Source organism: Bacillus sp. 1735sda2 (assembly GCF_024159245.1).
Lineage (GTDB): Bacteria > Bacillota > Bacilli > Bacillales > Bacillaceae > Bacillus > Bacillus pumilus_O.
Genome location: NZ_JAMYWZ010000001.1, coordinates 3,218,837 through 3,243,810 on the forward strand (window position 1 = coordinate 3,218,837; position 24,974 = coordinate 3,243,810).

Below are 24,974 nucleotides of genomic sequence, written 5' to 3' on the forward strand. Positions count from 1 at the left end.
AGCAAATGAGGGTTACAATTCAAGGAAACAGTGCCCTCTTGTGGTTAATGTGAGCGAATTGCCCATCCTTCTGACACACACACATATTTAATCGCCTGCCGATAATACGTAAATGCAATATGCAGCTTCCCATCTTTTCCTTCTGTGATGGATGGATAGGAATATTCGCGATTTAGTTTATCCTTTGAATTGTTTGTCATGGCATATCCATCACCCACTTCAAGGTTACGTCTGATAGGCCATGTTTCGCCATTATCCACCGATACCGCCAATGTCATTGGTGCTCGCGGAGTTCCCCAAAAAGCTGGACGTGCTTCTGTATCAACGGCTGTACGCGTATCGCCTTCATCCTCGATTTCATCATATAAAGAAGCTCTTCTTTCTGTTTGCTCATCCGCATTGATATGGTTATAGACGAGAGCAAGATGACCATTATTGAGCACTGTAAATTGAATGGATGAGTTATTATTTGGCAGCTCTGTTGCCTTAGGATCAGACCATGTCCGTCCATGATCGACGGAACGGCTGATATAAATTGAATCAGCAAACCTGCTTCTAAATAGGGCAAGAAGAGAACCATCTGCACACTTTCCAATATTCATATGAACATAGCCCGTGCTGTTTGGTACAATGACTTCCTCCCACGTTTTTCCTTGATCACCTGAAATCTTCACAGCACTGACATCACGGTTCCCTGTCCATTTCACGCCTGGAATCGTCTTACAATAGAAGACGGGTAGCAGCCAATCTTGATTATCTAGTACAACGATCGGCTGACGAATAAACGTCCCTGGCTGATCAAACAGAGTATCAATCTCTCCCCATGTCTCTCCTCTATCCTCTGACAATCGGTATCTCACAATCGCTGTATCTTGATTCCCGGATAGCTGCGCTGTGTAAAGAAGCCATAGTCTGCCATCTTCTTCTTGAAACAAAACTGGATTTTGTTCTGAACGGGTCGGGTCGCTGGACAACTTCACTGCCTTTGTCCACTTGTTACTCCCACGCTTGAGCCTTGACATATAGATTGAGATATCAGGTATCCCCTCCTGTGTACCGCCAAACCACACACATAATACATCTCCATTATCCAGCTCCACGATATTAGCTGCATGATTTTGTACGCACTCTGTTGGCAGAAAGGCTTCTTTTCTCTCTGTATCTTGTTTATTTAGTCGCAATATTCCATCTATTTTAATTATGGACTCTTCTTTTGTCATGATAATTCTCCTTTCAATGGTTGATCCTTTTTAGCAGGCGGGCTGAAAAATCGGTCGATCACCAGCACAAGGAAAGGAATGATAATGGCGATATACATATTATCGATTCCGAATGGATTATCGAGCAAATACCAAACCGTCGTGGCAATCCCTGAAGCAGCTAGACCAATAGTTGCCCCTCTATTTGAATTAAAGTAAGGCAAGTAAAAACCCATTGCCGCTACAACAGCGATTGATGTTCGAAGCGCTCTTGTAAAAAAGGAAAGAGACAGCAGTTCTGGTGCAAGGGCTACTCCTACTAGAGGCACAATTCCAACGAATACAGCCACATACCTTGTCATTTTCATTCGCTGCTCGGGTGTTGGTTTCATTTTCGGTACATAAAAATCATCAATGATTAACGTTGTGGTAGCAAGCGCAACCGTTGATACACCGACAAAAATAGATGCTACAAGCGAAGTTGCCACAATCGCACTTAAAATCGGATTCATGTGCTGTAAAAAGACAGGGAATGCATAAATAGGATCTATGTCTGGATACAAATAACGTGATGCGACACCAATTACACCGATCGCAATAGCAAGCGGTAAACAAAGCAACGCCGCATAAAGCGTTGATTTCTTCGCCTCACGCTCACTTTTCGACGAAGTGATCGCTTGAATGATAAACTGCGTGGCAAAAATGGCTCCCATGTTTCCAATAAACCAAGCTCCAATTGTCCCCCAGCCAATTGTCCCGTCCCATGTAAAGAAATGATCAGGCAGGGTTTGTTTCATTGGTTCAAAGCCTTTCGTTAAATAAAGGGCTACCCCTAGTGTAATTAATATCCCCGCATACTTTACGGTCGAATGAAGGATCGTGACCCATGCTACCCCTTTCATTCCCCCGAATGTAAAATAAAATGTACTCACAACCGCCGTAATGATTGCACAGGTTATTAAAGGCAGCCCCAGAATGGATGCAATGGCAGCTGATCCACTCAAATAGTTTCCTAGATTCACAAGCAGCAAAGCGGCAATCATAATGACTGACACAACAAGTTTCGTTGATTTCCCAAACTTCTGATCAATAATACCAGAAATGGTATATTGGCCTGTTCGATAAAACTTACCGACTAAGAAAAAGGAAAAAATAAAAAAAGCAATGGCGACGGTTACAATAGACCATGAAGCAGAAAGCCCATGCGTAAAGGCGGATTCTGCTGTTCCAACAGTAGATTTCGTTCCAATGAATTCACTCATGAGCAAAATACCGACAACAATGGCTGGAAGTGATTTAGCGGCATTGTTAAATTCTGAATTAGACTTACTGCGGAAACGCATCGTCAGCCAAGTCGTAAACAGAATATAGATAATAATGACGATTAAAATAAATGTGATAACAGAACTGCTTAAGACATTCACTTAAGATCCCCCTTTGTGTGCAAGCCGTGTGCTGCAACTTCTGATCCCCATCATCCCAGTGACATATGAAGTGTTATGCGCCAAGCAGTTTCATGTATACCTGTTCGATATCGGATATAGACATTGGCTTTGGATTGTTGTTCATTAACCTCCTTACCTCTGAAGCTGCTTGAGCAAGTGCAGGCACATCCTCTTTGGACACACCAAAAGCTTTGAGTTGTTGAGGAATGTGTAGATCCGCTGTCCACGCTTCAATCTGACGCACTACTTGCTCTGCAAGCGGTCGCTTAGCATCTGTCTTCGCAATCCCGATCACTCCTGCTACCTGTTCCAGCCGATTAATGATGTGATCTGCGTTAAAAGCCGTCACATGAGGAAGTAGCATAGAATTAGCAACACCGTGAGAAATCTTGTATTTCCCCCCTAATGGATAAGCCATGGCATGAACAGCCGCAGTCCCTGCACTTGTCAGTGCCATTCCCCCATACATTGCACCAACAAGCATATCTTCTCTTGCCTTCATATTCTCTCCGTGATGATATGCCTCCTGAATACTTCCTGAAATCAGCCGCATTGATTCAAGCGCAAACATATCACTGAATGGATTTGCTTTATTTGAAATATACGATTCAAGCGCATGTGTAAACGCGTCCATCCCTGTAGCTGCGGTAATAGCCTTTGGCAAGTTGAGAGTTAGAGCTGGATCTAAGATTACAAGGTCTGGTAGAAGGTGCGGGCTGACCATTCCAATTTTCAGTTCCTTTTCTGGAAAGGTCACAATTGCGTTAGGTGTCACCTCAGAACCCGTACCAGAGGTTGTCGGAATCAGAATCGTTGGAACCCCTCTTCTTTTGACAAGATTGGTGCCAACAAGAGCAGATATCGGCTCATCGTTCGTCTTAAGCACAGCTAAAATCTTTGCAGCATCAAGTACACTTCCCCCACCAATCCCAATAATGGCATCATGCTCCCCTTGTAAAAATGTCTGAAATACCTCTTCAATATTTTCTTCTGTTGGTTCCGGTTTAATCGCTGTACTGATCTCACTTGTGATTCCTTTTTTCGTAAGTTCACTTTTGATGTGATCTGCATAACCAAGTGATACGATGGATGGCTGTGTTAATATAAAAATGGATGTGAGTCCGCTCAGCCCTAATCCATCTAACTTCTCCCCAAGAAGATCTAAAGAATGCGCGCCAGATACGATGTGCGATGCCGTCTGAAAGTGATAATGCGTGATTGTCATCTCTTCACTACTCCTTTACTGAGTTCACATGCAAGCGATAGTTCTCTACCATTTGTGCCACCGTTTCTAATGCTTCCCCGGAAAGCTCTTTTACAGGACTCTTTGGCGGTCCAACTGGTATCCCCGAAAGCTCTGCTGCCTTTTTCAAAGGTGCTGGTAATGTCCCTAAAGAAAAAGTCGCTCTTAATGGCTGCAATTGCTGCTGGAGGTGCTCACTTTGGTTAAATTCCCCTTTTTGAAAAGATTCATAGAGTCCAACGACCGTTTCAGGAAGCACATTTGCCGTTGCCGCCACTGCCCCTGCTCCGCCGAGTTTCAATGTCTCTAAAATAAGTGAGTCTGTACCTGCAAGGACGACAAAATCTTCGTCTTTTGTTACATCCAGATAAGCCTTGATATTTTCAATGTTGCCACTGCTATCTTTAATGCCTAACACATTTGGAAGTATACTGAGCCGCGCAACCGTCTCTGGTGCAAGAGATACCCCTGTTCTCGATGGAATGTTATAAAGCAGAATCGGAATATTCACATTCTCAGATATGTGGCGAAAGTGCTCATACAGCTCTTCTTGGGTTGGTGCAACAAAGTAAGGTGTAATGATAGACAGAACATCTACCCCTAGATCTGCCAGTTTATTTGACAGACTGATGGTTGCCTCCGTACTATTTTCGCCTGCTCCAATAAATACCGGCACTCGTCCTTCGACAGCATTCACCACTGTTTCAGCAATTTGAAGCTTTTCTTCCTCTGAAAACAAATGAAACTCGCCATTTGTGCCTAAGGCAAAGATGCCGTGTACACCTGAGTCGATCAAACGATTCACTAATTGTTTTGTCACTTCTGAATGAAACTGTTCCCCTTTTGTAAGCGGTGTCAAAATAGCTGGTATGATTCCGTGAATATTCAAATCATCCTCCCTCTCTTTATGTTGCATTTTTAAACACTATATTATTTAAACGCTTTCATGTTTCTTATTATAAAAGAATTTTGATTTATTTAGCAACATATTTTTAGATTTTTTCCTATATTCAGTTCATTTCTTATGATATTTGTTGATGTTTTCAACAAAAAAAGCGAACCATTTCGGTTCACTTTTGAATGACTTTCAACGTATGAAGAAGCCCTTGCATCTTTTGTCCTAATCTTTCACGTAAGAGGTCATCTTCCGTTTCCTGCGTATTGGATGCTGCGATACAAAGATGATGGAACGGATAACTTGTTTCTTGCTTCATGATGTACATAAGCTGCCCCATGAGCTGAACAGCTGCTCCGTCCGATAAAGATCGTTTCAAGATAAGCCAAATAGTCAACTCTTCCTGCTGAAGCATGCCGTAAAGGATCATATCGTCTTCGGCATCTTCTGCGGCATATTCCGCTAATCCGTTACCTTTCTCGAAAAACAGCATATCTTCAGTTGGCTCTAGCTGTTCATGAAGCATCTTCGATCCCGTTCCAATAGACCTTTTCCAAAAGAATCCGCCGTTTTTCTTATGTGAGGAAAGGATGCGAAGAGGCTGATTCACGGAAAACGTCATTCCTTCTGAGCCATATGTCCTCCAGCCATCCATTATGTTTACAATAGATGCTTTAGAAGAGGCCGCAGGCTCAACGATCAGCTGAGGGTTTGCCCTAAATGGATGCTGGAGCGGTGTCACATTTGTTTTATACACACGGTTGATTCGTTCAGTGGTCAAGACGTGATGCGGCAACCCTAACATATCGGTCTTTCCTTCATCAAGCAGGAGTAGCCGATCACAATACAAACTGGCGATGTTCACATCATGAAATACACCAATGACCGTTAATCTAGAGGAAGTCGTTTCTTCTTTAATTAAATCAAGCAAGTCTTTTTGATAGGCCAAATCAAGAAAACTGGTTGGTTCATCAAGCAATAAATAGTCAGGCTGCTGGGCTAGTGCCTGTGCCAAGTACACACGCTGTTGTTCTCCCCCGCTTAGCTCATGAATGGATTGATTCTTAAACTGTGCAACACCCGTTTGTTCCATGACTTTGCTGACGACCTGTACATCTTCTTGCGTAACAGATTGCAGCCATCCTTTTTGATACGGGTAACGACCGAATTGAATCGTTTCTTCCACTGTAAATGAGAAGGCTTGGTCCGTTTTCTGCGGTAGAACAGCCATTTTTTGCGCAAGCGCTTTTGGACGGTAGGATTTAACCAGTTGACCGCTCAGGCGTACCTCTCCACTGTCAGGTTCCAGCAGCCCAGAGATCATTTTAAGCAAGGTCGACTTCCCGCTTCCATTTGGACCAAGAATACCGAGAAATTCTCCTTGTTTTACTTCAAGACTGATGCCACGTATGACCTCTTTCTCTCCATATCCACCTTTGACTTCTTTCACTTGAATCATAGATGCGTCCCTCCTCTATATTTACGGATGAGGATGATGCCGAATACAGGAGCACCAATTAACGCTGTGATGATGCCGATCGGTAATTCAGTCGGCTCAATGATCGTACGCGATAACACGTCTGCTAAAACAAGAAAGGAAGCGCCATTCAGCATCGACAACGGCAGGAGGTGCCGGTGGTCTGTGATAGCTAAGAGGCGAATAAAATGCGGAATCACAAGTCCCACAAATCCGATCGTTCCTGATACTGCTACTGCACTACCAGTCAAAATCGATCCAGCAAGTAGCACGATATATTTGCTCCTTTTCACATGTACACCTAATAGCTTTGCCTTCTCCTCGCCATACGTCATGACATTCAAATCTCGTCCCATTAGCAATAATGCAAAGGTCCCAATCAGAAAGAAAGGAAGGAAAAGCACAATATAGCGCCAGCCCCTCATGGACACACTGCCAAGAAGCCAATGAATAATCTCTTTTAAATCATCACCCGTTAAAGCAATCATCAATGAAATAAGCGCGCCCAAAAAAGAACTGAAAATCACCCCTGTTAAAATTAAAGAGGAGATGCTCATCCCCCGATGAACAAGACGCGCAAAAAAGAGAACGAGACATAGGGTCACAAGTGCTGTTGTCATGCTGAAAAAAGGGAGCGTGAAACTGCCGAGCAAAGGGAGCTGCAAACTGAAAAATAGGGTCGCGACGGCTCCAACTGATGCCCCTTGAGATACACCGAGTGTATATGGGTCAGCTAGAGGATTTTTTAATAACCCCTGAAAAGCTGCTCCAGATAACGCCAGCGCTGCTCCGACTAGTGCCGCTAATATCACTCTCGGCAGCCGGATATTCATCATAATATTGCGATCAATTGAATCTATTGTGCCTATCTGCACACCGAATAGTTCATGAACAAATATACGGAGAATAGAAGGAATGGGAATCCCTAAGCTTCCAAAGGAGATTCCCATTCCAATGCTCACCACAAGAAGTAAAGAACTTAGTGTGTATGCGATGATGAATTTATTTGAACGTGTCAGGATAGATGCTTTTCGCAAGAGCCTCGACTCCTTCAACCAATCGCGGTCCCGGTCTTGATGCGAGATCCGTATTCAATTGAAAGACTTGTTTTTCCTTTACTGCTTTGATCGCATTCCAGCCATCTCTCTTTTTCAGATCAGCTAAACTGGACCCATCAATTGTGACGATTACGTCAGGGTTTCGTTTAATAATCGATTCTTCTGTCATTTGCACCCAGCCAGTTTGATCACCAGCAGCATTTTTCGCATGGATCACAGATAACATTTCGTCCATAAATGTATGAGTTCCTGTTGTATAAATTTCAGGAGTACCTGATACTTCAACAAAGACTGTTTTTTGTTTGTCTTTAGAGATCGCCTCTGCTTGTTTCTTGATGTTATTCAATTTTGCTTTCATCTCGTCTACAAGCTTTGTTGATGCTTTTTTTGCACCTGTTGCTTCACCGATCATATTGATCGATTTGTACACATCCTTAAAGGAAGTGGCATCATTTACAGTCAGTACTTGAATCCCTGCATCCTCTAGCTGTTTAAATCCATCTTTTGATCCCATCTGCGAGGCATGAGCTAGTACCAGATCAGGTTTTAAGGAAATGACTTTCTCGACATTGAATTCAAGTCCGCCAATTTTCTCTACCTTTTCAACTTCCTTTGGATAATTGTCAAAATCAGATCGTCCAACCATTTTATCTCCAAGACCGAGCGCATACGCAACCTCTGTATTACTTGGAATTAATGAAACAATTCGTTTTGGCTGTTCTTTGATTTCGACTGTTTTACCAGCTGCATCTTTAATTGAGACAGGAAATGCCGCAGTCGCTGTTTCGTTATTTTGTGAACTCTTTGCTTTATGGTCTGTCTCAGCACCTGCACATCCTGCTAAAACACCCATCACAAGCAGGAGCGATAGCCAAATGGCCGTTAACTTTTTCATGAATGAACCCCCTGATTTATGTACTGCTTGACGAAATCTCTTCCGTCAATTCTTTTCTAATTTCGGGAATATTATACTACAGTGCAGATAGGTTGTATATGTGATTTCTAAAAGCGTCTTTTTCCTTCTGATAAAAGAAAAAACAGCCTCTAAAAAGACTGTTTTTCACATCATCTATTTATTAATTTGTTCGCCATTGATGACAACGTTCTGAAAAGAAGGCGCTATTGCATGCTCCAAAGAAAGTGGATACGTCACATGATCTATGACACAATTTTTCATGTTGAAGTTTGTCACGGGGGAATGTGAGTAGGCGGCTATTTTCACTCCATATCGTCCGCCGCTGCTTTTCAGTCCTTCTACTTCAATATGACGTACAACAGGACGATGTGGACCCGCATCCCCTTCCTCATACATCATATCGATACAGACCACTTCATGCTTTAAACTCTTGACTGTGTTGTTTTTAAAGTAAATATGTTCAATGGTACCGCCCCTGACAGAGTTGGTTTTAATCCGCAGTGCCCGGTCAAGGTTCGGACTATCCATTACATTATTCTCTGCATAGACATACCTTACACCGCCAGAGATTTCACTCCCGATCGTTACTCCCCCGTGTCCATCACGCATCTCATTTCTACGAATGACAATGTTTTCAGATGGAATCCCTATTCTTCGACCGTCCTCGTTCCTTCCAGATTTGATGGCAATACAGTCGTCGCCATTATCAAAATAACAATCTTCAATGAGTACATTCCGGCAAGACTCTGGATTCACACCATCTGTATTTGGTCCATGCCCGATAATATGGACTCCACGAACAATCACATGTTCACTTAGTACAGGGTGAATTTGCCACATCGGTGAATCCTTCACTGTCACTCCTTCAATAAGAACTTGCTGACATTGGTAGGGCTGGATAAAGCTTGATCTTAAATAATGACCTTCACCAAACACTCTTTCTTCTACTGGTCTTCTCTTTTCAGCCATGTCAAATAGAAGCTGACGATCTCGCTCTTGAGAGGGCTGGCCATTCGTGCCATATTTCCAAGGCCACCAATGATGCTCATCCCCCCTACCATCAAGCGTTCCAGCTCCTGTAATGGCAATGTTTTCTGCATGGTGTGCATAAATGAGAGGTGAATAATTATAAAGCTCGACCCCTTCATATCTTGTCAGGACAAGCGGCAGATAATCCTTTGGGTTTTGACTGAATGACACATACGCTTTCTCATGCAAATGCAACTCTACATGACTCTTCAATTCTAGCGCACCTGTCACAAATGTCCCTTCTGGAATGAGCACACGCCCCCCTTTCAAACGGTGCGCATCATCAATGGCAGACTGGATAGCTTCTGTTGAAAGCTCGATTCCTTGTGCATCTGCACCATAATGAACCACATTAAATTCACGATCAGGGAACAGTGGTGCTTTGATCTGTTTTAACACTTGATCGATTCCGTTTGCTTCTTTGTTTTTCTTCCCTTGTCTTGCTAAACGTGTGAGTCCGATTCCTGTGAGTACCGTTCCTGCTGTGATATACATTAAATCCCGTTTTCTAGACACATTCTCATCCCCCAGTCGCCTTAAAGTGTGACACCTGTTTTGAAAATAGCTAGCTCTCTAAAATGGTTTTTTTCATGATTTAATAACTTTCCACTCGCCACATCAATGACAGTTGAAATGAATTTTTCTAACACAACATCTTCTGGTACATCTTCAAGCAATTCTCCCGCATTAAAGTCAATCCAATGTTTTTTTGTTTCATATAAGGCTGTATTCGTCGAGACTTTCATTGTTGGGACAAACGTGCCGAATGGTGTCCCTCTGCCTGTTGTAAAAAGAACCAACTGACAGCCAGAAGCGGCAAGAGCAGATGAAGCAACCAAATCATTTCCTGGCGCACTTAATAAATTTAGACCCTTTCGCTTTAGCAATTCCCCATATTTCAATACATCTTGAATGTCAGAAGTCCCTGCTTTTTGTGTACATCCGAAAGATTTATCTTCTAATGTCGAAATTCCCCCTGCTTTATTTCCCGGGGAAGGATTTTCATATACTGGCTGTCGATGATCCATGAAGTATTGTTTAAAGTCATTGATCATTTGCACAATATTGTCGAAAGTCGCTTCTGATTCTGCTCTTTCCATCAAAATCGTTTCTGCTCCAAACATTTCTGGCACTTCTGTTAACACTGTCGTACCGCCTTGAGCAACAATAAAATCGGACAGCCTTCCTAAAAGCGGATTTGCGGTAATACCGGAGAATCCATCTGATCCCCCGCACTTCAAGCCGATTTTCAGCTCAGATAACGGGATTTCTTCACGGTGATCCTCTTTCGCTGCCTCATAAATTTCTTTGAGTAAAGCGACTCCCGTCTCAATCTCATCTCCTACTTCTTGGCTTCTTAAAAACTTCACTCTCTCATGGTCATATTCACCTAATGTAGACTGAAAATCTCCAATGTCGTTATTTTCACAACCCAGTCCGAGGACAAGCACGCCTCCAGCATTGGGATGCTTCACGGCATTTTGTAAAATGGTTTTTGTATTTTCATGATCGTCTCCAAGCTGTGAGCATCCGTAATTGTGCTTTAATACAAGAGCTGTTTCAAACGGATGGATGCTCCCGCCCATTTCAGCAGTGAATATTTGGATAATTTGATCGGCGATGCCATTTACGCATCCAACGGTTGGGACTATCCAAAGCTCATTGCGTATCCCACTTTCCCCATTTTTCCGCTTATATCCTTTAAAAGTAAGATTCGTTTTTTCACAGGGGTTCTTTGTAAATGAAGGCTCGTATTCATAATTAAGCTTTCCTGATAGATTGGTTTTAATGTTATGTGTATGCACCCATTCTCCAGCAGAAATGGCAGTCGTTGCGTGCCCGATGGGGTAACCGTATTTCATGATATTCTCTCTCTGCTTGATATCAACCAATGCAAACTTATGACCTTTGGCGATGGTTTCTTTTAAAACAACGGCATGATCTTGATGATGCAGCTCCTCCCCTTGTTCAAGTACTTTTAAAGCAATACCGACATTATCTGAAGGGTGAATCACAATAAAATCTTTCATGCCTTCTCCCCCTGACTTTCATATTGATGTTGCAGCATTCTTTGAACAGCCGCTCTCATCCCTTCCTCCTGTATGAAAGTAAGCTGATCAGCTACAGCGTGAACCAAATCATGTATATCCGTTAAATTTCTCCCCCATAATGACTCACATGATAGAACCTTAGCTGCGATCGCTTCATTAGATTTGTTCACTTCTTCAAAGACATCCTTCATGAATGCCAGTACCGTCTCATCATCCTTTATCTTTTCTGCATGTGCTCTGTAAAAATAAATGAGGCTGCTGAGTGAAAACACGAGTTTCATTGGAAGCTGTTTCTTTTGCTCAACATAATCAAGCAATGACGGAAGAATACGAGTTCGGAACTTCGATACACCATTAAGCGCAATATCCAGCAATTGATGCTGCACAAATGGATTGCAAAAGCGATCCCAGACCGATTGTGTATAAAGAAGAAGCTCATCTCGAGAGAGCTCAAGCCCTGGTAGTACTTCCTCCTCCAGCATCCGCCGGATGAACGGCCCAACATCTTCATCACCCACAGCTTCGTTTACAGTTTCTATCCCGCATGAGTAAGCGATTGGCACCATCGCTGTATGAGCACCGTTTAAAATCCGTACCTTGCTTATGCGATAAGGCGCAATATCCTCTACAAAAAGAACATTTAAACCTGCTTTTTGAAAGGGAAGCTCTTTTTGTACGAAAACAGGTGCTTCAATAACAAAGAGGTGATAGTATTCTGCCGTGACAAGCAACTCGTCGATATATCCCTCTTCCTTTTGAACCATTTCAGCTACTTCCTTAGAAAACCCGGGAACAATCCGATCCACAAGCGTATTGCAAAACGTATTGGCTTCCTTGATCCATGTGATAAACGCAAGCGGAAGCTCCCACTCAATTGCCATGTCTACCACATATTCCTTCAAACGGTCACCGTTATGTTCAACCAGTTCACAAGGAAGGATGATCATCCCTTTTTGTTCATCTCCAGCAAATGATTTAAACCGGTGATATAGGAACGCTGTCAGCTTTCCCGGAAAACTCGCTTGTGGTCGATCCTCCAAGCGATCCTCCTTTCTGAACATAAGTCCTGCCTCTGTCGTATTTGAGAAAACAAAGCGGAGATCGGGGTTTTCAGCTACTTGTAAAAAAACATCATAATCCATATACGTACTGATTCCTCTGCTGATCGATTGAATGATCATGCGCTCATTCATTTCTTGACCGTCATGATAGCCCTGAATACATAATGTGTATAAGCCATCTTGTTCATTTAAAGCTGCAACAGATCCTTTTCTCGGAGGAACAACAACAGCCCTTCCTTTAAAATCTGTGCAGTCGTTCAGCTTTTGAATGTGCCAATTCATAAAGCCTCGCATAAAATTCCCTTCACCGATCTGCAAAATCGTTTCCGGATATTCAGACACTGGGTATATGCTTTTTGATAAACGTTTCAAATGGATTCCCCTCTCTGCATTCTATGCACACGTGAACATTTTTCTTAAAAAGGTGCTGATTACTGCACCTTTTTGACTGAATCTCTGATCATGAGCTCTGTATGGACATACATTTTTTCCATATGATCCTCTTCCTGCTCTTCTCCGTTTATGACAGATAGAATGGCATCTGCTCCAAGTGCACACATTTTTTCGATTGGCTTTTTAACCGTTGTCAGTGCAGGCGTGGTATAGGATGAAAATGCAATATCATCAAAACCGATAATAGAGACATCGCCCGGACACGTCTTACCCTTTGCATATAAAGCATTCATTGCACCAATGGCCATATCATCGTTAGAGCAAAAAAGAGCTGTTGGCGGATGATCAAGGGTCAGCAGGGATTCCATTGATTCATAGCCGCTTTTCATATGGTAGTCACCCTTGATCATATATTCTTTTTTCATCGGAATATGGTGATCAATTAACGCTTGAAGAAAACCAGCTTTTCTCTCCTGAGTCGATTTAAAGCCTTCTTTTCCTTCAATGATGGCGATTTGTTGGTGGCCTTGCTGAATGAAATAGTGCGCTGCCTGGTATGCTCCTTGACTATCATCTGCTAATATATTCATCACTTCATGACTTTCTACACGGCGATTCAGCACAATGATTGGAATGCCCTGTTTCTTGACATGATGGATAAACGCTTCATCATGTTCACTTTGGCTCATCAGCAAAATACCATCGTAGCGCTGTTTATGAATGGTTGTGTAATCATGAAAATCGTCAATACCCCTAACAAACAGATTGTAATGCTCTGTCATGACGCTATTGACGCCTTTTAACGCATCCACAAAGAAGCTTGAGGATGTGCCTTCTGTTAAACTCGTAAAAAACAGACCGATCGTAAAAGATTTTTGTGATACAAGGCCTCTGGCATGGACATTTGGTGAATAGTTCAGCTGTTTTGCAATCGACAAAATCTTTTGTTTTGTCTTCTCTTTAATAAAAGGACTATTATTCAAAGCCCTTGATACTGTGGTATGAGAGACATTTGCCAATTTTGCTATGTCTTTAATTGTGACTGTCATGCTATTCCGCCTTTTATGATTTTTTTCCATCTTATCATAAAACCGCTTTCATTTTCTTACCTTTTTCCTCATGTGATTTTACTTTGATGATGGAGCTGCTTTACTCGGTCAAATTGAAAATATTGCTTGGCATTTTCATAACTGATTCCTTTCACGATCTCCCCTAACAGCTCTAGGTCATAGGGGACTTCTCCTTTTTCTACCCAATCCCCGATGATATCACAAAGCAGTCTTCGGAAATATTCATGCCTTGTATAGGATAAAAAACTTCGTGAATCTGTCAGCATCCCGATAAAACGGCTGATCAGTCCGATACTGGAAAGAGTCATCATCTGCTCTGTCATTCCTTGCTTCGTATCATTAAACCACCAGGCTGTGCCGTGCTGCATCTTCCCCGGTGTCTTCCCGTCTTGAAAGCTTCCAGCCAATGTTGATATCACGACATTGTCTCTTGGATTTAAGGAATACAGAATCGTGTTTGGCAGTGCATCTTCTTGTTCTAAACGATCTAATATACGGCAAAGCGGCTTTGCAATATCTTCGTCATTCATCGCATCGTACCCCGTATCTGGCCCAAGCCTCTCAAACATTTTCGTATTATTGTTTCTAAGTGCATTGATATGAAGCTGCATTGCCCAGCCACGCTCACAGTAAGCCTGACCTAGCATAATGAAAGTCTCTGTTTTAAATTTGATCTTCTCTTTTTCTGTCAATGGATAACCAGACATTCTTTTATGAAAGATGGTCTCCACTTCTTCTTGTGTCGTTTCTTCATATGTCATTTCATTAATAGCATGATCTGAGATCAAGCAGCCGTGTTCATGGAAAAAATCAATTCTCGCGCGGAGAGCATTTAAAAAATCTTGGTAGGATTGTATTGAAATAGCTGAAGCCTCTGCCAGCTCATGAACATATTTTTCAAACAGATCATTCGCTATATCGAGTGCTTTATCAGGTCGAAACCCTGGAAGCACTTGTACAGAGAATCCCTCTTCCCGCAGTTTTTGATGATATTGAAGTGAATCGATTGGATCATCTGTTGTCACAACAGTTTCAACGTTTGATTTCATGATGAAGTCTCTCGCTCCAAATCCCTCTTCTTGCAGCTTTTCATTGACTTTCTGCCAAATGGTGTCTGCATTTTTTTCATTTAATAGGTCTTGGACTTCGAAATACCTTCTCAGCTCTAGATGAGTCCAATGATAGAGCGGATTTCCTATGGTCATAGGGACGGTCTTCGCCCACGCCAAAAATTTATCATAATCAGATGCATCACCCGTGACATGCGTTTCGGGAATGCCATTTGCTCTCATGGCGCGCCATTTGTAATGATCTCCATAAAGCCATGCCTCAGTGATATTTCGGAAGGTTTTATTTTCATAGATGTCTTTAGGACTTAAATGGCAATGGTAATCTATGATTGGAAGGTCCTTTGCAAACTCATGATATAACTTTTCCGCCGTTGGACTGTTTAGTAAAAACTGCTCATTTAAAAAGGCTTTCATCAAATTCCCCCATCCTTCTTATCGTATGAAAACGATTTGTTCACGTTAACAATTTAATTGTAATCGTTTACAAAGTTGATTTCAATCCTAAAACAGGAAAAAACGATCTCCTTCAGAAAGGAAAATCGTTTTTTGGCTATTTTACAGAAGGTGATTTTTTTAGGATAATCGCAATAGTTGTTCCAGCACCAGGTTCACTTTCCACTTGAATATCGCCGTCATGCAGTAAGACAAGCTCTTTTGCTATTGCCAGACCAAGTCCTGTTCCATTCGTTGGGTCATTTGTATTTGTCCCTCTATAGTAGCGGTTAAATAAGTGATCGACCGTTTCTTGTGCCATACCGCATCCGTTGTCTTTCATTTCGATCCGAATTTCTTCATTTGTTTCAGACAAAACAGCAGTAATATGCGTGCCTTTTTGGTTATGCTTGACTGCATTCGCAAGCAGGTTCTCAATCACTCGTCTGAACCAAGCTTTGTCTATCTCAAAGATGACACCGTTAGTTTGGTCTTCAAAAGAGGATGAAAAATCCTCAGAAAAAGAGCTTCTTGAAAACTCGTCCATAATAGAGGCTAAAAATTCACCCAGCTCGACCGGCTTTCGATTGATAGGTAAGGCCCCATTTTTCAATCGATACGTGAGGTTTAAATCTTCAATCAAGGTCGACATGTATTCTGATTTCTCACGAATCACCTGTCCCATTTCCATGACTTCTTCCTTGGACCATTGATATTGATCAGATTCAAGCATGAGCCCGTAGCCGTAGATGGTACTAAGGGGTGTTTTCAAATCATGAGACAATCCTGCAATCCATTCTTCCCTTGTGGTTTGAATTTTTCTTCGGTTTTCTTCATTCTCTTTTAATGTAAGCGTGAGCTGATCCATTGTTTTGAGGATATCCTCAAATAATCGGTATTCCCGCTTAATACGCCCTTTTTTATTTTTACTAATTGGGATTCCTTTTCTATTCGTTGGTTCCAGCAATTTATTTCTAGATAAGAAAATCAGCCAGCGAATAATGTGATAGATCGGCAGTCCATAGCGATACGAATACCATAATGTCATGACGATAATAATTGTAATCGCAAGACCTGCAATTAAAATGGTCGTATATTGATTTAAAGCGTCTGTTTCTTTATCGTATAAGCCATCTGGGCTGTATACTTTATTTGGTACAGAAATGATCATATACAGGTTTTTATTCACTCTAATATAAGATAGATCACTTCTAAACTCCCAAGGCTTTGATTGATACTTAAGTAGTTCAACATCTGTTACATCATGTTTCAAATTGGTATTGGCTCGAATGCCTTTTAAATATTTCCCTTCATCATTGAACAGATGCACCGACCCATTCATTCTCTTCAAGAATTCTTTCGTTTCAACCGAATATTGAGAGAGTGCAGCCAAATTTTTCTCGTTCTGCTTCAAATAATTGGCGACCTTTGTGCTGTTTGTTTTAAACCCATACAACACGATAAAGCTTTTTTGATCAATCTCAATTGGCCAGAAGTACATCTTATAATCTTTGAATTGTCTTTTTTCAAAGATCTGGATCATTTCATCCTTTTGATAGGAAGTTGGAATGGACTTAGGTCGGTGATAGCTATAGACGTTATGTTTTTTTGAATCAATCACTTGCAGCCAGCCGTCTCGTTTTCTCACTGCTTGCTTGAGCTGATCATCGGCCTCCATTTCTCCATCCTCGTTAAAATAAAGCCAGCTCATGAGTGTATCTCCATCAGCTTTTGTTAAACCAGTTTCAGCCATGTTCTCGTAGTATTTTTTTAAATATAAATTATCAGAGAACGTATTTCCGATGATAAAAACGGCAATCACAATAAACATTTGTCCGACAAAGTGAAAGAAGAGTTTTGCTCGTAAATTCATAAATTATTGATGAACCTTTACTGGGTGTGGTATAAATTTATATCCCATTCCACGGATCGTCACAATATATTCGGGCTGACTTGGATCTAACTCGATCTTTTCTCTCAGCTTTCGAATATGTACCATCACGGTGTTGTTATCACCATATGATGGAACGCCCCATACTTTCTCATAGATTTGATCTTTTGAGAGAACCACATTCGGATGATCACAAAAGTACTTCAGTAAAGAGAGTAGCTGAGCAGAGCATGCAGTCACCTCTCCTCTTACTTTCAATTCAGCTGAATGAGGATGATAAGAGAAATGGGCATATTCGTATGGACTTTGAGCCTCATCTTGGTCTTCCTTTAAAGAGATATATGTTCGGTTTAAGTGAGCCTTAATTCTAGCCACAAGCTCTAGCGGATTAAATGGCTTTGTGATGTAATCATCTGCCCCTTGAGCAAAACCGGTCAGTTTATCTACATCAGACGTTCTTGCAGTTAAATAGAAAATGGGTGCTTTCGTAAATTTTCTCATTTCAGGAAGAACATCAAAACCAGACTTACCCGGCATCATCACATCTAGAAGTAAGAGATGGATGTCCTCGTTTTTGACAACATCTAATGCTTCATCTGCATGGTAAGCTTTATATATATGCTTGAATCCTTCTTTTTTTAATACGCGTTCAACCATTTTGACAATTGCTTCTTCGTCATCTGCAATCAATATTTTTGCTGTTTCCACGCATCTCTTTCCTTTCTAGCTATGATCTCTAACCGTATATTACCATTGTCTAAAGTAAAAAAGTACCTCTTTTCTGCATAAAAGCGAAAAAATATCAACTGGGGGAAATGGCATTACTAGGAAGATTCAGAGACGCAAAAAAACTCGGCTATTCCACCGAGTTCCTTTTACTTCTATTATCCATTCACAGCTTCTAGCTTTCTTTCGTGATTCATTAAGTCATATGTTAAACAAATCGGCTTATTCGTTCTAGGGTCAAGTACGATTTCTGCATCAATGTGGAATACCTGACCAAGCACCTCTTTGGTCATGACCTCATGAGGCGTCCCATCTTTGATCACTTTTCCTTGATTGAGGGCAATCATATAATGAGAAAAACGTGCCGCATGATTTAAATCATGAATGACCATCAACACAGTTCGTCCTTGCTCTCTGTTTAACCGTTCTAACAGCTGAAGAATCTCGAGTTGATGTGCGAGATCCAAATACGTCGTCGGCTCATCCAATAAAAGCAGCTCTGTTTCCTGGGCAAGTGCCATCGCAATCCATACACGCTGACGCTGTCCACCAGAAAGTGCTTCAATTGGCCGGTCATGAAAAGCAATCATGCCCGTTTCCTCAAGTGCCCATCTGATGATTCGTTTATCTTCATTTGATAAGCGACCAAATCCATTTTGATGCGGGAAACGTCCATATGACACAAGCTCATACACTGTCAGTCCGCTTGGTGCTTCGGGCGTTTGCGGTAGGATCGCCATCTGTTTTGAAATTTCTTTTGTAGGCGTTTGATGAATAGCTTGACCATTTAAGTAAACAGCGCCTCGGTTGGACTTCATGATACGGGACATTGTTTTTAATATCGTTGATTTCCCGCACCCATTCGGTCCGATCAATGTTGTCACCTTGCCTTTTGGGATACTGATATTTAAATCCTCTACAATCAAACGGTCCTGATAACCGATACATAGCTTTTCTGTTTCGAGCGATTTCATATGTTTTTCTCCTCCCTCATTAATTCGTTTTCATCAATAAGTAAATGAAGTAAGGTGCACCTAAAGCAGAAACGACTAGACCAACTGGCACCTCTGATGGTGCAAGTATGACGCGACCAAGTGTATCTGCCAGTAATAATAACAGTGCGCCAATCAACGCGGAGGCTGGTATCATTCCTTGGTGCTTTGGTCCAACAAGCTTTCTCGCAAGGTGCGGTGCGGCTAACCCTAAGAAAGAGATACTACCTGCAACAGCGACACTTGCACCTGCTAATGCAACGGCAATTAGCATCATGAAGCTTCTTTCTTTATGAACTGAAATCCCTAATCCATAGGACAGCTGGTCACCTAAATTCATGATATTTAAGTAGCGTGCTCTCACAAGCGCTAACACAAGGAAAATAAGCATCCATGGCAGAACTGATAAGACATACGTCCAGCTTGAGCCCCAAATACTTCCTGATAGCCACACGATGGCTTGGTTAAAATCATTTGGGCTCATTTTTAATTGAATGACCACAATTGCTGCTGAAAACGCAGCGTTGACGCCAATACCCGTTAAAATTAATCGAACAGGTGTGATGCCTTTTTTCCACGCTAACACATAGATGAGAAATGCAGCAAAGGCTGCTCCTGCAAATGCGAAAAGCGGCAGGATAAAAATCGTCAATTGACCTAAGTTCGACATCGTGCCTTGAAATACAAAGATAAAAAGCACAACAGCAAAGCCTGCGCCCGCATTCACACCAAGAATTCCAGGATCAGCTAAGCCGTTTTGAGAAACACCTTGCCAAATAGCTCCTGAAACAGCGATAGAAGCACCAACAAGTAAAGCGATGATCATTCTTGGAAGTCTGAATTCGAACAGCACCAGCTCATCCATTTCGCTTCCGAATCCAAAAAATGTTTTCAATGTATCTATCGGAGAAATACGAATTTCCCCGGTATTTAAACTAATCAAAAATACCACGACGATGGCTAAAAAGATCATCAGCATCGTTCGTTTATATTTCTTTATCTTTGCCTGCTGCACCATTTCCATTTAAATTCCGCTCCTTTCACGTCTAGCTAAATATAAGAAGAAAGGAACGCCTATAATCGCAGTAATGGCACCAACTGGCGTTTCAAATGGCGCATTGACCAGTCTTGCAGCAATGTCTGCATAAATTAACAAAATGGCCCCTAAAATAGCTGAGCAAGGGATAATCCACCGGTAGTCCACTCCGACCAAGAATCGAGTGACATGGGGTATGACAAGCCCGATAAAGCCAATTGAACCTGCCACCGACACAGCAGCACCGGTTAAAAGAATCACGACCAATATGCCTAGCACTTTGACCGTTTTCGTATACTGCCCGAGTCCTTTAGCCAATTCATCACCTAAGCTCAGTACAGTGATCGAGCGTGCAAGGATCATCGCAACCACAAGTCCTGCAATGGCGACTGGAATAACGACCTGAATGTTGCTCCAATTTAAGCCTGCCACGCCGCCTGCGTACCAAAAGCTCATGTCCTGAGCGACGTCAAACCGAATGGCAATTGCTGTAGAGATCGAGCTTAAAAGGGCTCCAACCGCCGTACCCGCCAGTGCGAGCTTCACTGGTGTCAGTCCTCCCTTAGACAGAGTACCGACACCAAACACGATCGATGCACCCAGTGCGGCTCCAGCAAATGACCAAAGAATTAATGTGAAAGAAGATTGACCTGGGAAAAAGGCAAATGCTATCGCAATTGCAAATGCAGAGCCATTTGTCACACCCATAATTTCAGGAGACGCAAGCGCATTTCTAGTCATCCCTTGCATGATGGCACCAGATACAGCTAAAAAGGCACCGACGAGTGCAGCCCCAGCTGTACGAGGCAGCCTTAATTCTCGAATGATTTGATGTGACGTTTGTTGTGGATCAAATTGAAAAATGGCTTCCCATACCGTGTGTAGATGGATATTTGCTGCTCCTAATGATACCGATAAAAAAAGACCAAATGCTAAAGCGATACTTCCTATGATGACAACAGCTGCTGTTCCAAAGGGCTTCGTAACAATATCCATTTCATCGTCCTTGGCTGGCAGCTGTTTATTCGATTGTGAGCCCAAAACCAGTCTCTTCCTTTCCGTTCATATCTATTCGTTATCAATGATAATGATTATCAATCTCGAAGTCTAGTATATCATTTTCTTTCCTTTTTGAAATCATTGTTCTGAACATTTTCTTTATTTTCATCAAAAAACCGGGAGAAATTCACCATTTTTCTTTTGGTCCTAAAATAGCCGATGCATTTTTCATTCCATCATGTTACGATATAATTGAAATTGAGAATCATTATCATATGAACGTGAATAGGAGAGAAACTTTGTGAAAAACCGATCTGGATTTCTTTTGATATCCTTAGCCATTCTCATGCTTTTTACAGTTGCTTGCAGCAGCACTTCAAATAAAAAATCTGGCGCCAACCAGGATGACACCATCACCTATCAGGATGTAAAAGGTGAAGTCAAACTCCCTAAAGATCCAAAACGAATTGTGCTTCTCGCTGAAAGCTACTACGGTGACCTCGTGACACTTGGCAAGACGCCAATTGCTGCAACTGCACCTATCTTTAAAAACCCTTTCTATAAAGGCAAAACGGATGGTGTCAAAAACCTTGGAACAACCCCTTCTGTCGAAAAGGTCGCCGCTTTGAAGCCAGATATGATTATCGCTTGGGGTGAAGATGAAAAATTTGATCAATACAAAAAAATTGCGACAACCGTTGCCATTAAATACAATCAATATTCCTTTAAAGATCAACTGAAAGAATTCGGTAAAATGACAGGTACACCGAAAAAAGCAACAGAATGGATCACAAAATGGGATACAAAAATAAGTGAGGTAAAGCCTAAAGTCACAAAAGCAATCGGCAACAAAACTGTTTCTATCGTGTCACCTTTTGATAAAGGGATCTATATCTTTGGAAACACCTTTGCACGCGGAGGCGAAATTATTTATGACGAGCTGAAATTACGTGCGCCAAAGGCAGTGAAAAAAGATGCCATCGACAGCGGCGTCGGCTATGCAAACATTTCTCTTGAAAAGCTGCCAGAATACGCAGGCGACTTTATTTTCACTAGTCCATGGAGCGGTTCAAAAAGTAAAGGGGACCAGGTGTATGAAAGCAGCATTTGGGCATCACTTCCTGCTGTACAAAATAAACACGTATTTGAAATCGATCCTGTCGGGTACTTCTTTAATGACCCAGTTTCATTAGAAGGACAGCTTGAGTTTATTGTCGATCGTTTAACATCTGCATCATAAAAAAACGTTTCTCCAAATGTGGAGAAACGTTTCCCTTATTCCGTTCCTTTCGCAAATCCTTTTGACATGAATGGATAAAGCAAAATACCTACTAAGAACAGGCCGATGCCAAGTCCAAATGTTTTCAAATCAGCTGTTCCTGAAATAATAACCCAAGCGGAATATCCCATTGCAATCAGCGCAATGATTCCGTCTCTTGTTCGCTTCCCTTTTTGAAGGTCATACGTGTCACCTTGCATAATGACTTTAAAGCTATAGATCGAAGACACAATATACGGAATGAGATACGCAAGTGTCGCTGATGTCGTTAAAAAGGTAAAAGCTTCATTAATCGTACGAGACATTACTGAGAAAATAAACAGCTGTGACATGATATTTGTAACCGTTAAAGCAAAAACAGGACTGCCTTTTTTGTTTGTTTTTGCAAATACTGCTGGGAAATCGCCAGCCTTTGCTGCTTGATACGGTACTTCTGAACCAAGTAAGATCCAGCCGAGCATCGAACCAAATAAACAAATAATCGCAAGCAGTGCCATCACAATTCCGCCAGCCGGCCCAATAATAAGCTGTAGTACGTCAACGAATGGTTTATCTGAGCCTTGCAACTGATCGTGCGGCAGGACGCCCATTGTAATCAAAGTAATAATCATGTAGATAGAGAGTGCAATTAAAAGACCTGTAATCGTTGCACGTTTCACATCACGCTGCGAGGACGCTCTTCCTGATAAAATGACAGCAGATTCGATGCCAATAAATGCCCATAGTGTGGAAATGGCCGCATGATGAACTTGGCCTCCAAGTCCGAGCATTCCTTCACCTTCTGCTGCAACTGGGAAGTAATAATGTTCAAATAATGCCGTTTGGAATGCAAATAATCCCGCAACAATAAAAAGGACGAACCCAAGTACCTTTGAAAAGGTCGTAATAAAGTTTAATTTACTTGCAGCGCTTAAGCTTGTAATTAAGATCGTATGTGTTCCCCAAAGAAGAATGGTACATACAATAAACGTTGTCAGCTGACCAAGTGTGATCGCTTCTTTTCCAAAGGTGAAAATCTCCGTCTTCACGGTGAGAATAGGGAAAAATGTCGTTAAATAACCGGCAAGACTCGTAATAATTGCGACATTACTAATCCAACTTGCTACCCAATATCCCCAAACCATTGTAAAACCGGCCGCTTTCCCTTTTTTCGGATCGTTAAAAAGTGCTCTTGCATAACTTTGTGGTCCAGCCGTTAGCTGCGGCTTATGAATGGACAAATGCCCAAAAACAAGTGCAATCATCAGCACACCGCCACCTGTGACAAGCCATGCCATCGTCACACCTAAAGGACTAGCATGCTGGGCAAGCGTACTTGGCAGCATAAAGATGCCTGAACCTACCATATTTCCGACGACAAATGCCGTCAATAACCAAAAACCCCATTTTTTTGTCTGTTCCATTTCCGTACCTCCGTTATATTCACTTCGGACCAGACCCGGCAGTATCTTCATTGATATATTTGTGAAGCAATGACTTGTATTCTTTATGTTCATGGGTCACTTTCTTAACAGCATACCCTTATCTTCGGTACTCAGAACATAAAAAAAAGCCTGAACAACAGTCCATGCTTTTCAAAACATACACCTTGATCTCCGGATAGCCCTCCACGCTTCAAAGACGTGGCAGTCCTGCATTTATTCAATGCAGACCCAGCATAAAGAAAGTTGGAGCTCTCTATACACTTCGGCGCTGATGCCTTTTTTCTCATGATCTTCGATTCCATCTCTCCCATGAGTGACTCATCATCCGCGCAACCTCTACCTCACTGAGACATAGCGTGAGGATTTCTATTCATTTTTACTACACGAAGGTTATCAAACATTCTCATTTCTGTCAAAGGGTAAAACATAGAAAAAGGGCAGAGATGCTTTTCTCTGCCCTATACCTGCTTATTGATCGTTGTTTTTCTTCTTTTGTACAGCTTCCTGAAGCGGATCGCCTGCTAGCTCTTTGCTTGCTTCTTCTAACAGCTGATCTACTTGCTTGTGGTCTTTCTCGCTTTTCGCCTTTTTATCCTTTTGGAAAAATGACATCGCTGTTTCCTCCCTTTTCATAAAATGCGGTTGCCCGATTAATTTGTGCTACAGTGCGCCGCATTATACAAAGTGGAAAGGCTTAATCATCATGAAAGGTCTGTCTCATTTTTTGCAGATACATCAAAAAGGTCTTTAAGTCTTCCTTTGTGAAGTCTGACATCATATGCTGAATCACCTTCCCAAAAAGGCGTGTATGTTTCTCATAAATCGCCTTCCCTTTTTCGGTGGCTTCTAATCGGACGAGTGAGGGGTCATCTTTGTCCCGTTCTCTCTGAATATAGCCCTGCTCACACAATTTGTTGAGTGCAATGGAGGCTGCACCTGGGTTTAAAGAGAGTCTTTGTTTCAGCTCTTCGGCATCTGATACTTTGCCTTGTATCAAAATAGAAAGAGCATATATCTGCGGAGGCGTGATGTCTTTTTCTAACTCAAGTAACTTGCGGTTTAATTTACGGCTGACTTCATAATGTACAAGAACAATTTCTTTTAAAATGTCTGCATTACCCATCCGAATCGCATCCTTATCGTTAGTATCAACATGACTTCCCCCCTATTATAGAATGTTTTTCCAATCAGCCAACCCTTTTGTCCTTTTTTTCTTTAGAAATAAGCCTTGCTGAATAAATTCACCCTTGATATAGTGAATACTTGAACAAAAAAACAGAACAGGAGT

21 protein-coding genes and 1 riboswitch are annotated in these 24,974 nt (G+C 41.8%); of the genes, 1 reads left to right on the top strand and 20 read right to left on the bottom strand.

Annotated elements, in window-relative coordinates; all coding sequences use genetic code 11:
* Positions 1-44 precede the first annotated feature (44 nt).
* The 17 genes from NKR21_RS16945 to NKR21_RS17025 all read right to left on the bottom strand — a co-directional run bounded on the left by NKR21_RS16945 (position 45) and on the right by NKR21_RS17025 (position 21,025).
* Positions 45-1,220: a sialidase family protein gene (locus NKR21_RS16945; RefSeq protein WP_144457105.1), complete on the bottom strand. Its 1,176-nt coding sequence runs from the start codon at positions 1,218-1,220 to the stop codon at positions 45-47.
* Positions 1,217-2,623, bottom strand: coding sequence for a sodium:solute symporter family protein (locus tag NKR21_RS16950; RefSeq protein ID WP_088001285.1), 1,407 nt, complete (start codon positions 2,621-2,623; stop codon positions 1,217-1,219). The genes NKR21_RS16945 and NKR21_RS16950 overlap by 4 nt, the downstream gene beginning before the upstream one ends.
* A 73-nt stretch (positions 2,624-2,696) precedes the next feature.
* Complete coding sequence (locus NKR21_RS16955; RefSeq protein WP_144457104.1) at positions 2,697-3,869, bottom strand: iron-containing alcohol dehydrogenase; 1,173 nt, start codon at positions 3,867-3,869, stop codon at positions 2,697-2,699.
* A gap of 7 nt (positions 3,870-3,876) precedes the next feature.
* Positions 3,877-4,776 (bottom strand): 4-hydroxy-tetrahydrodipicolinate synthase, encoded by a 900-nt coding sequence (dapA, locus tag NKR21_RS16960; RefSeq protein WP_144457103.1) that lies wholly within the window; start codon positions 4,774-4,776, stop codon positions 3,877-3,879.
* Positions 4,777-4,957: 181 nt separating this feature from the next.
* Positions 4,958-6,241, bottom strand: coding sequence for a heme ABC transporter ATP-binding protein (locus tag NKR21_RS16965; protein ID WP_012011229.1), 1,284 nt, complete (start codon positions 6,239-6,241; stop codon positions 4,958-4,960).
* Positions 6,238-7,296, bottom strand: coding sequence for a FecCD family ABC transporter permease (locus NKR21_RS16970; protein WP_012011230.1), 1,059 nt, complete (start codon positions 7,294-7,296; stop codon positions 6,238-6,240). Before NKR21_RS16970 ends, NKR21_RS16965 begins: the two co-directional genes overlap by 4 nt.
* On the bottom strand, positions 7,262-8,212 hold the full coding sequence (locus NKR21_RS16975; RefSeq protein WP_012011231.1) for an ABC transporter substrate-binding protein: 951 nt from the start codon (positions 8,210-8,212) through the stop codon (positions 7,262-7,264). Before NKR21_RS16975 ends, NKR21_RS16970 begins: the two co-directional genes overlap by 35 nt.
* 174 nt (positions 8,213-8,386) lie before the next feature.
* A complete protein-coding gene (locus NKR21_RS16980) occupies positions 8,387-9,778 on the bottom strand; it encodes a glycoside hydrolase family 28 protein (RefSeq protein ID WP_012011233.1) in 1,392 nt (463 codons plus the stop codon).
* 20 nt (positions 9,779-9,798) lie between these two features.
* Entirely contained in the window at positions 9,799-11,292 is a 1,494-nt protein-coding gene (locus tag NKR21_RS16985; protein WP_012011234.1) for a UxaA family hydrolase, read from the bottom strand.
* Entirely contained in the window at positions 11,289-12,746 is a 1,458-nt protein-coding gene (locus NKR21_RS16990) for a tagaturonate reductase (protein WP_012011235.1), read from the bottom strand. The genes NKR21_RS16985 and NKR21_RS16990 overlap by 4 nt, the downstream gene beginning before the upstream one ends.
* Positions 12,747-12,805: 59 nt before the next feature.
* Positions 12,806-13,816, bottom strand: a complete 1,011-nt coding sequence (locus NKR21_RS16995; RefSeq protein WP_012011236.1) for a LacI family DNA-binding transcriptional regulator — start codon at positions 13,814-13,816, stop codon at positions 12,806-12,808.
* A gap of 68 nt (positions 13,817-13,884) precedes the next feature.
* Complete coding sequence (gene uxaC, locus NKR21_RS17000) at positions 13,885-15,321, bottom strand: glucuronate isomerase (RefSeq protein WP_012011237.1); 1,437 nt, start codon at positions 15,319-15,321, stop codon at positions 13,885-13,887.
* 136 nt (positions 15,322-15,457) lie between these two features.
* Entirely contained in the window at positions 15,458-17,212 is a 1,755-nt protein-coding gene (locus NKR21_RS17005) for a HAMP domain-containing sensor histidine kinase (RefSeq protein WP_144457101.1), read from the bottom strand.
* Between the two features lie 3 nt (positions 17,213-17,215).
* Complete coding sequence (locus tag NKR21_RS17010; protein ID WP_012011239.1) at positions 17,216-17,938, bottom strand: response regulator transcription factor; 723 nt, start codon at positions 17,936-17,938, stop codon at positions 17,216-17,218.
* Between the two features lie 176 nt (positions 17,939-18,114).
* Complete coding sequence (locus NKR21_RS17015; RefSeq protein WP_012011240.1) at positions 18,115-18,930, bottom strand: ABC transporter ATP-binding protein; 816 nt, start codon at positions 18,928-18,930, stop codon at positions 18,115-18,117.
* 19 nt (positions 18,931-18,949) lie between these two features.
* The gene (locus tag NKR21_RS17020) at positions 18,950-19,972 is read right to left on the bottom strand and encodes a FecCD family ABC transporter permease (protein WP_012011241.1); all 1,023 of its coding nucleotides are present in this window, start codon (positions 19,970-19,972) and stop codon (positions 18,950-18,952) included.
* Positions 19,973-21,025: a FecCD family ABC transporter permease gene (locus NKR21_RS17025; RefSeq protein ID WP_012011242.1), complete on the bottom strand. Its 1,053-nt coding sequence runs from the start codon at positions 21,023-21,025 to the stop codon at positions 19,973-19,975.
* 259 nt (positions 21,026-21,284) lie between these two features.
* Here NKR21_RS17025 and NKR21_RS17030 point away from each other — a divergent pair, with 259 nt between their 5' ends.
* A complete protein-coding gene (locus NKR21_RS17030) occupies positions 21,285-22,223 on the top strand; it encodes an iron-hydroxamate ABC transporter substrate-binding protein (RefSeq protein WP_012011244.1) in 939 nt (312 codons plus the stop codon).
* Positions 22,224-22,258: 35 nt separating this feature from the next.
* Here NKR21_RS17030 and NKR21_RS17035 read toward each other — a convergent pair whose 3' ends face one another.
* The 3 genes from NKR21_RS17035 to NKR21_RS17045 form a co-directional block, all read right to left on the bottom strand.
* Complete coding sequence (locus NKR21_RS17035) at positions 22,259-23,665, bottom strand: amino acid permease (RefSeq protein WP_012011245.1); 1,407 nt, start codon at positions 23,663-23,665, stop codon at positions 22,259-22,261.
* A 189-nt stretch (positions 23,666-23,854) separates the two neighbouring features.
* Positions 23,855-24,033, bottom strand: a riboswitch (Lysine riboswitch).
* Positions 24,034-24,154: 121 nt separating this feature from the next.
* On the bottom strand, positions 24,155-24,298 hold the full coding sequence (gene sspJ / locus NKR21_RS17040) for a small acid-soluble spore protein SspJ (protein ID WP_003213383.1): 144 nt from the start codon (positions 24,296-24,298) through the stop codon (positions 24,155-24,157).
* Positions 24,299-24,380: 82 nt separating this feature from the next.
* Positions 24,381-24,809: a MarR family winged helix-turn-helix transcriptional regulator gene (locus tag NKR21_RS17045; RefSeq protein WP_088001262.1), complete on the bottom strand. Its 429-nt coding sequence runs from the start codon at positions 24,807-24,809 to the stop codon at positions 24,381-24,383.
* Between the last annotated feature and the right edge of the window lie 165 nt (positions 24,810-24,974).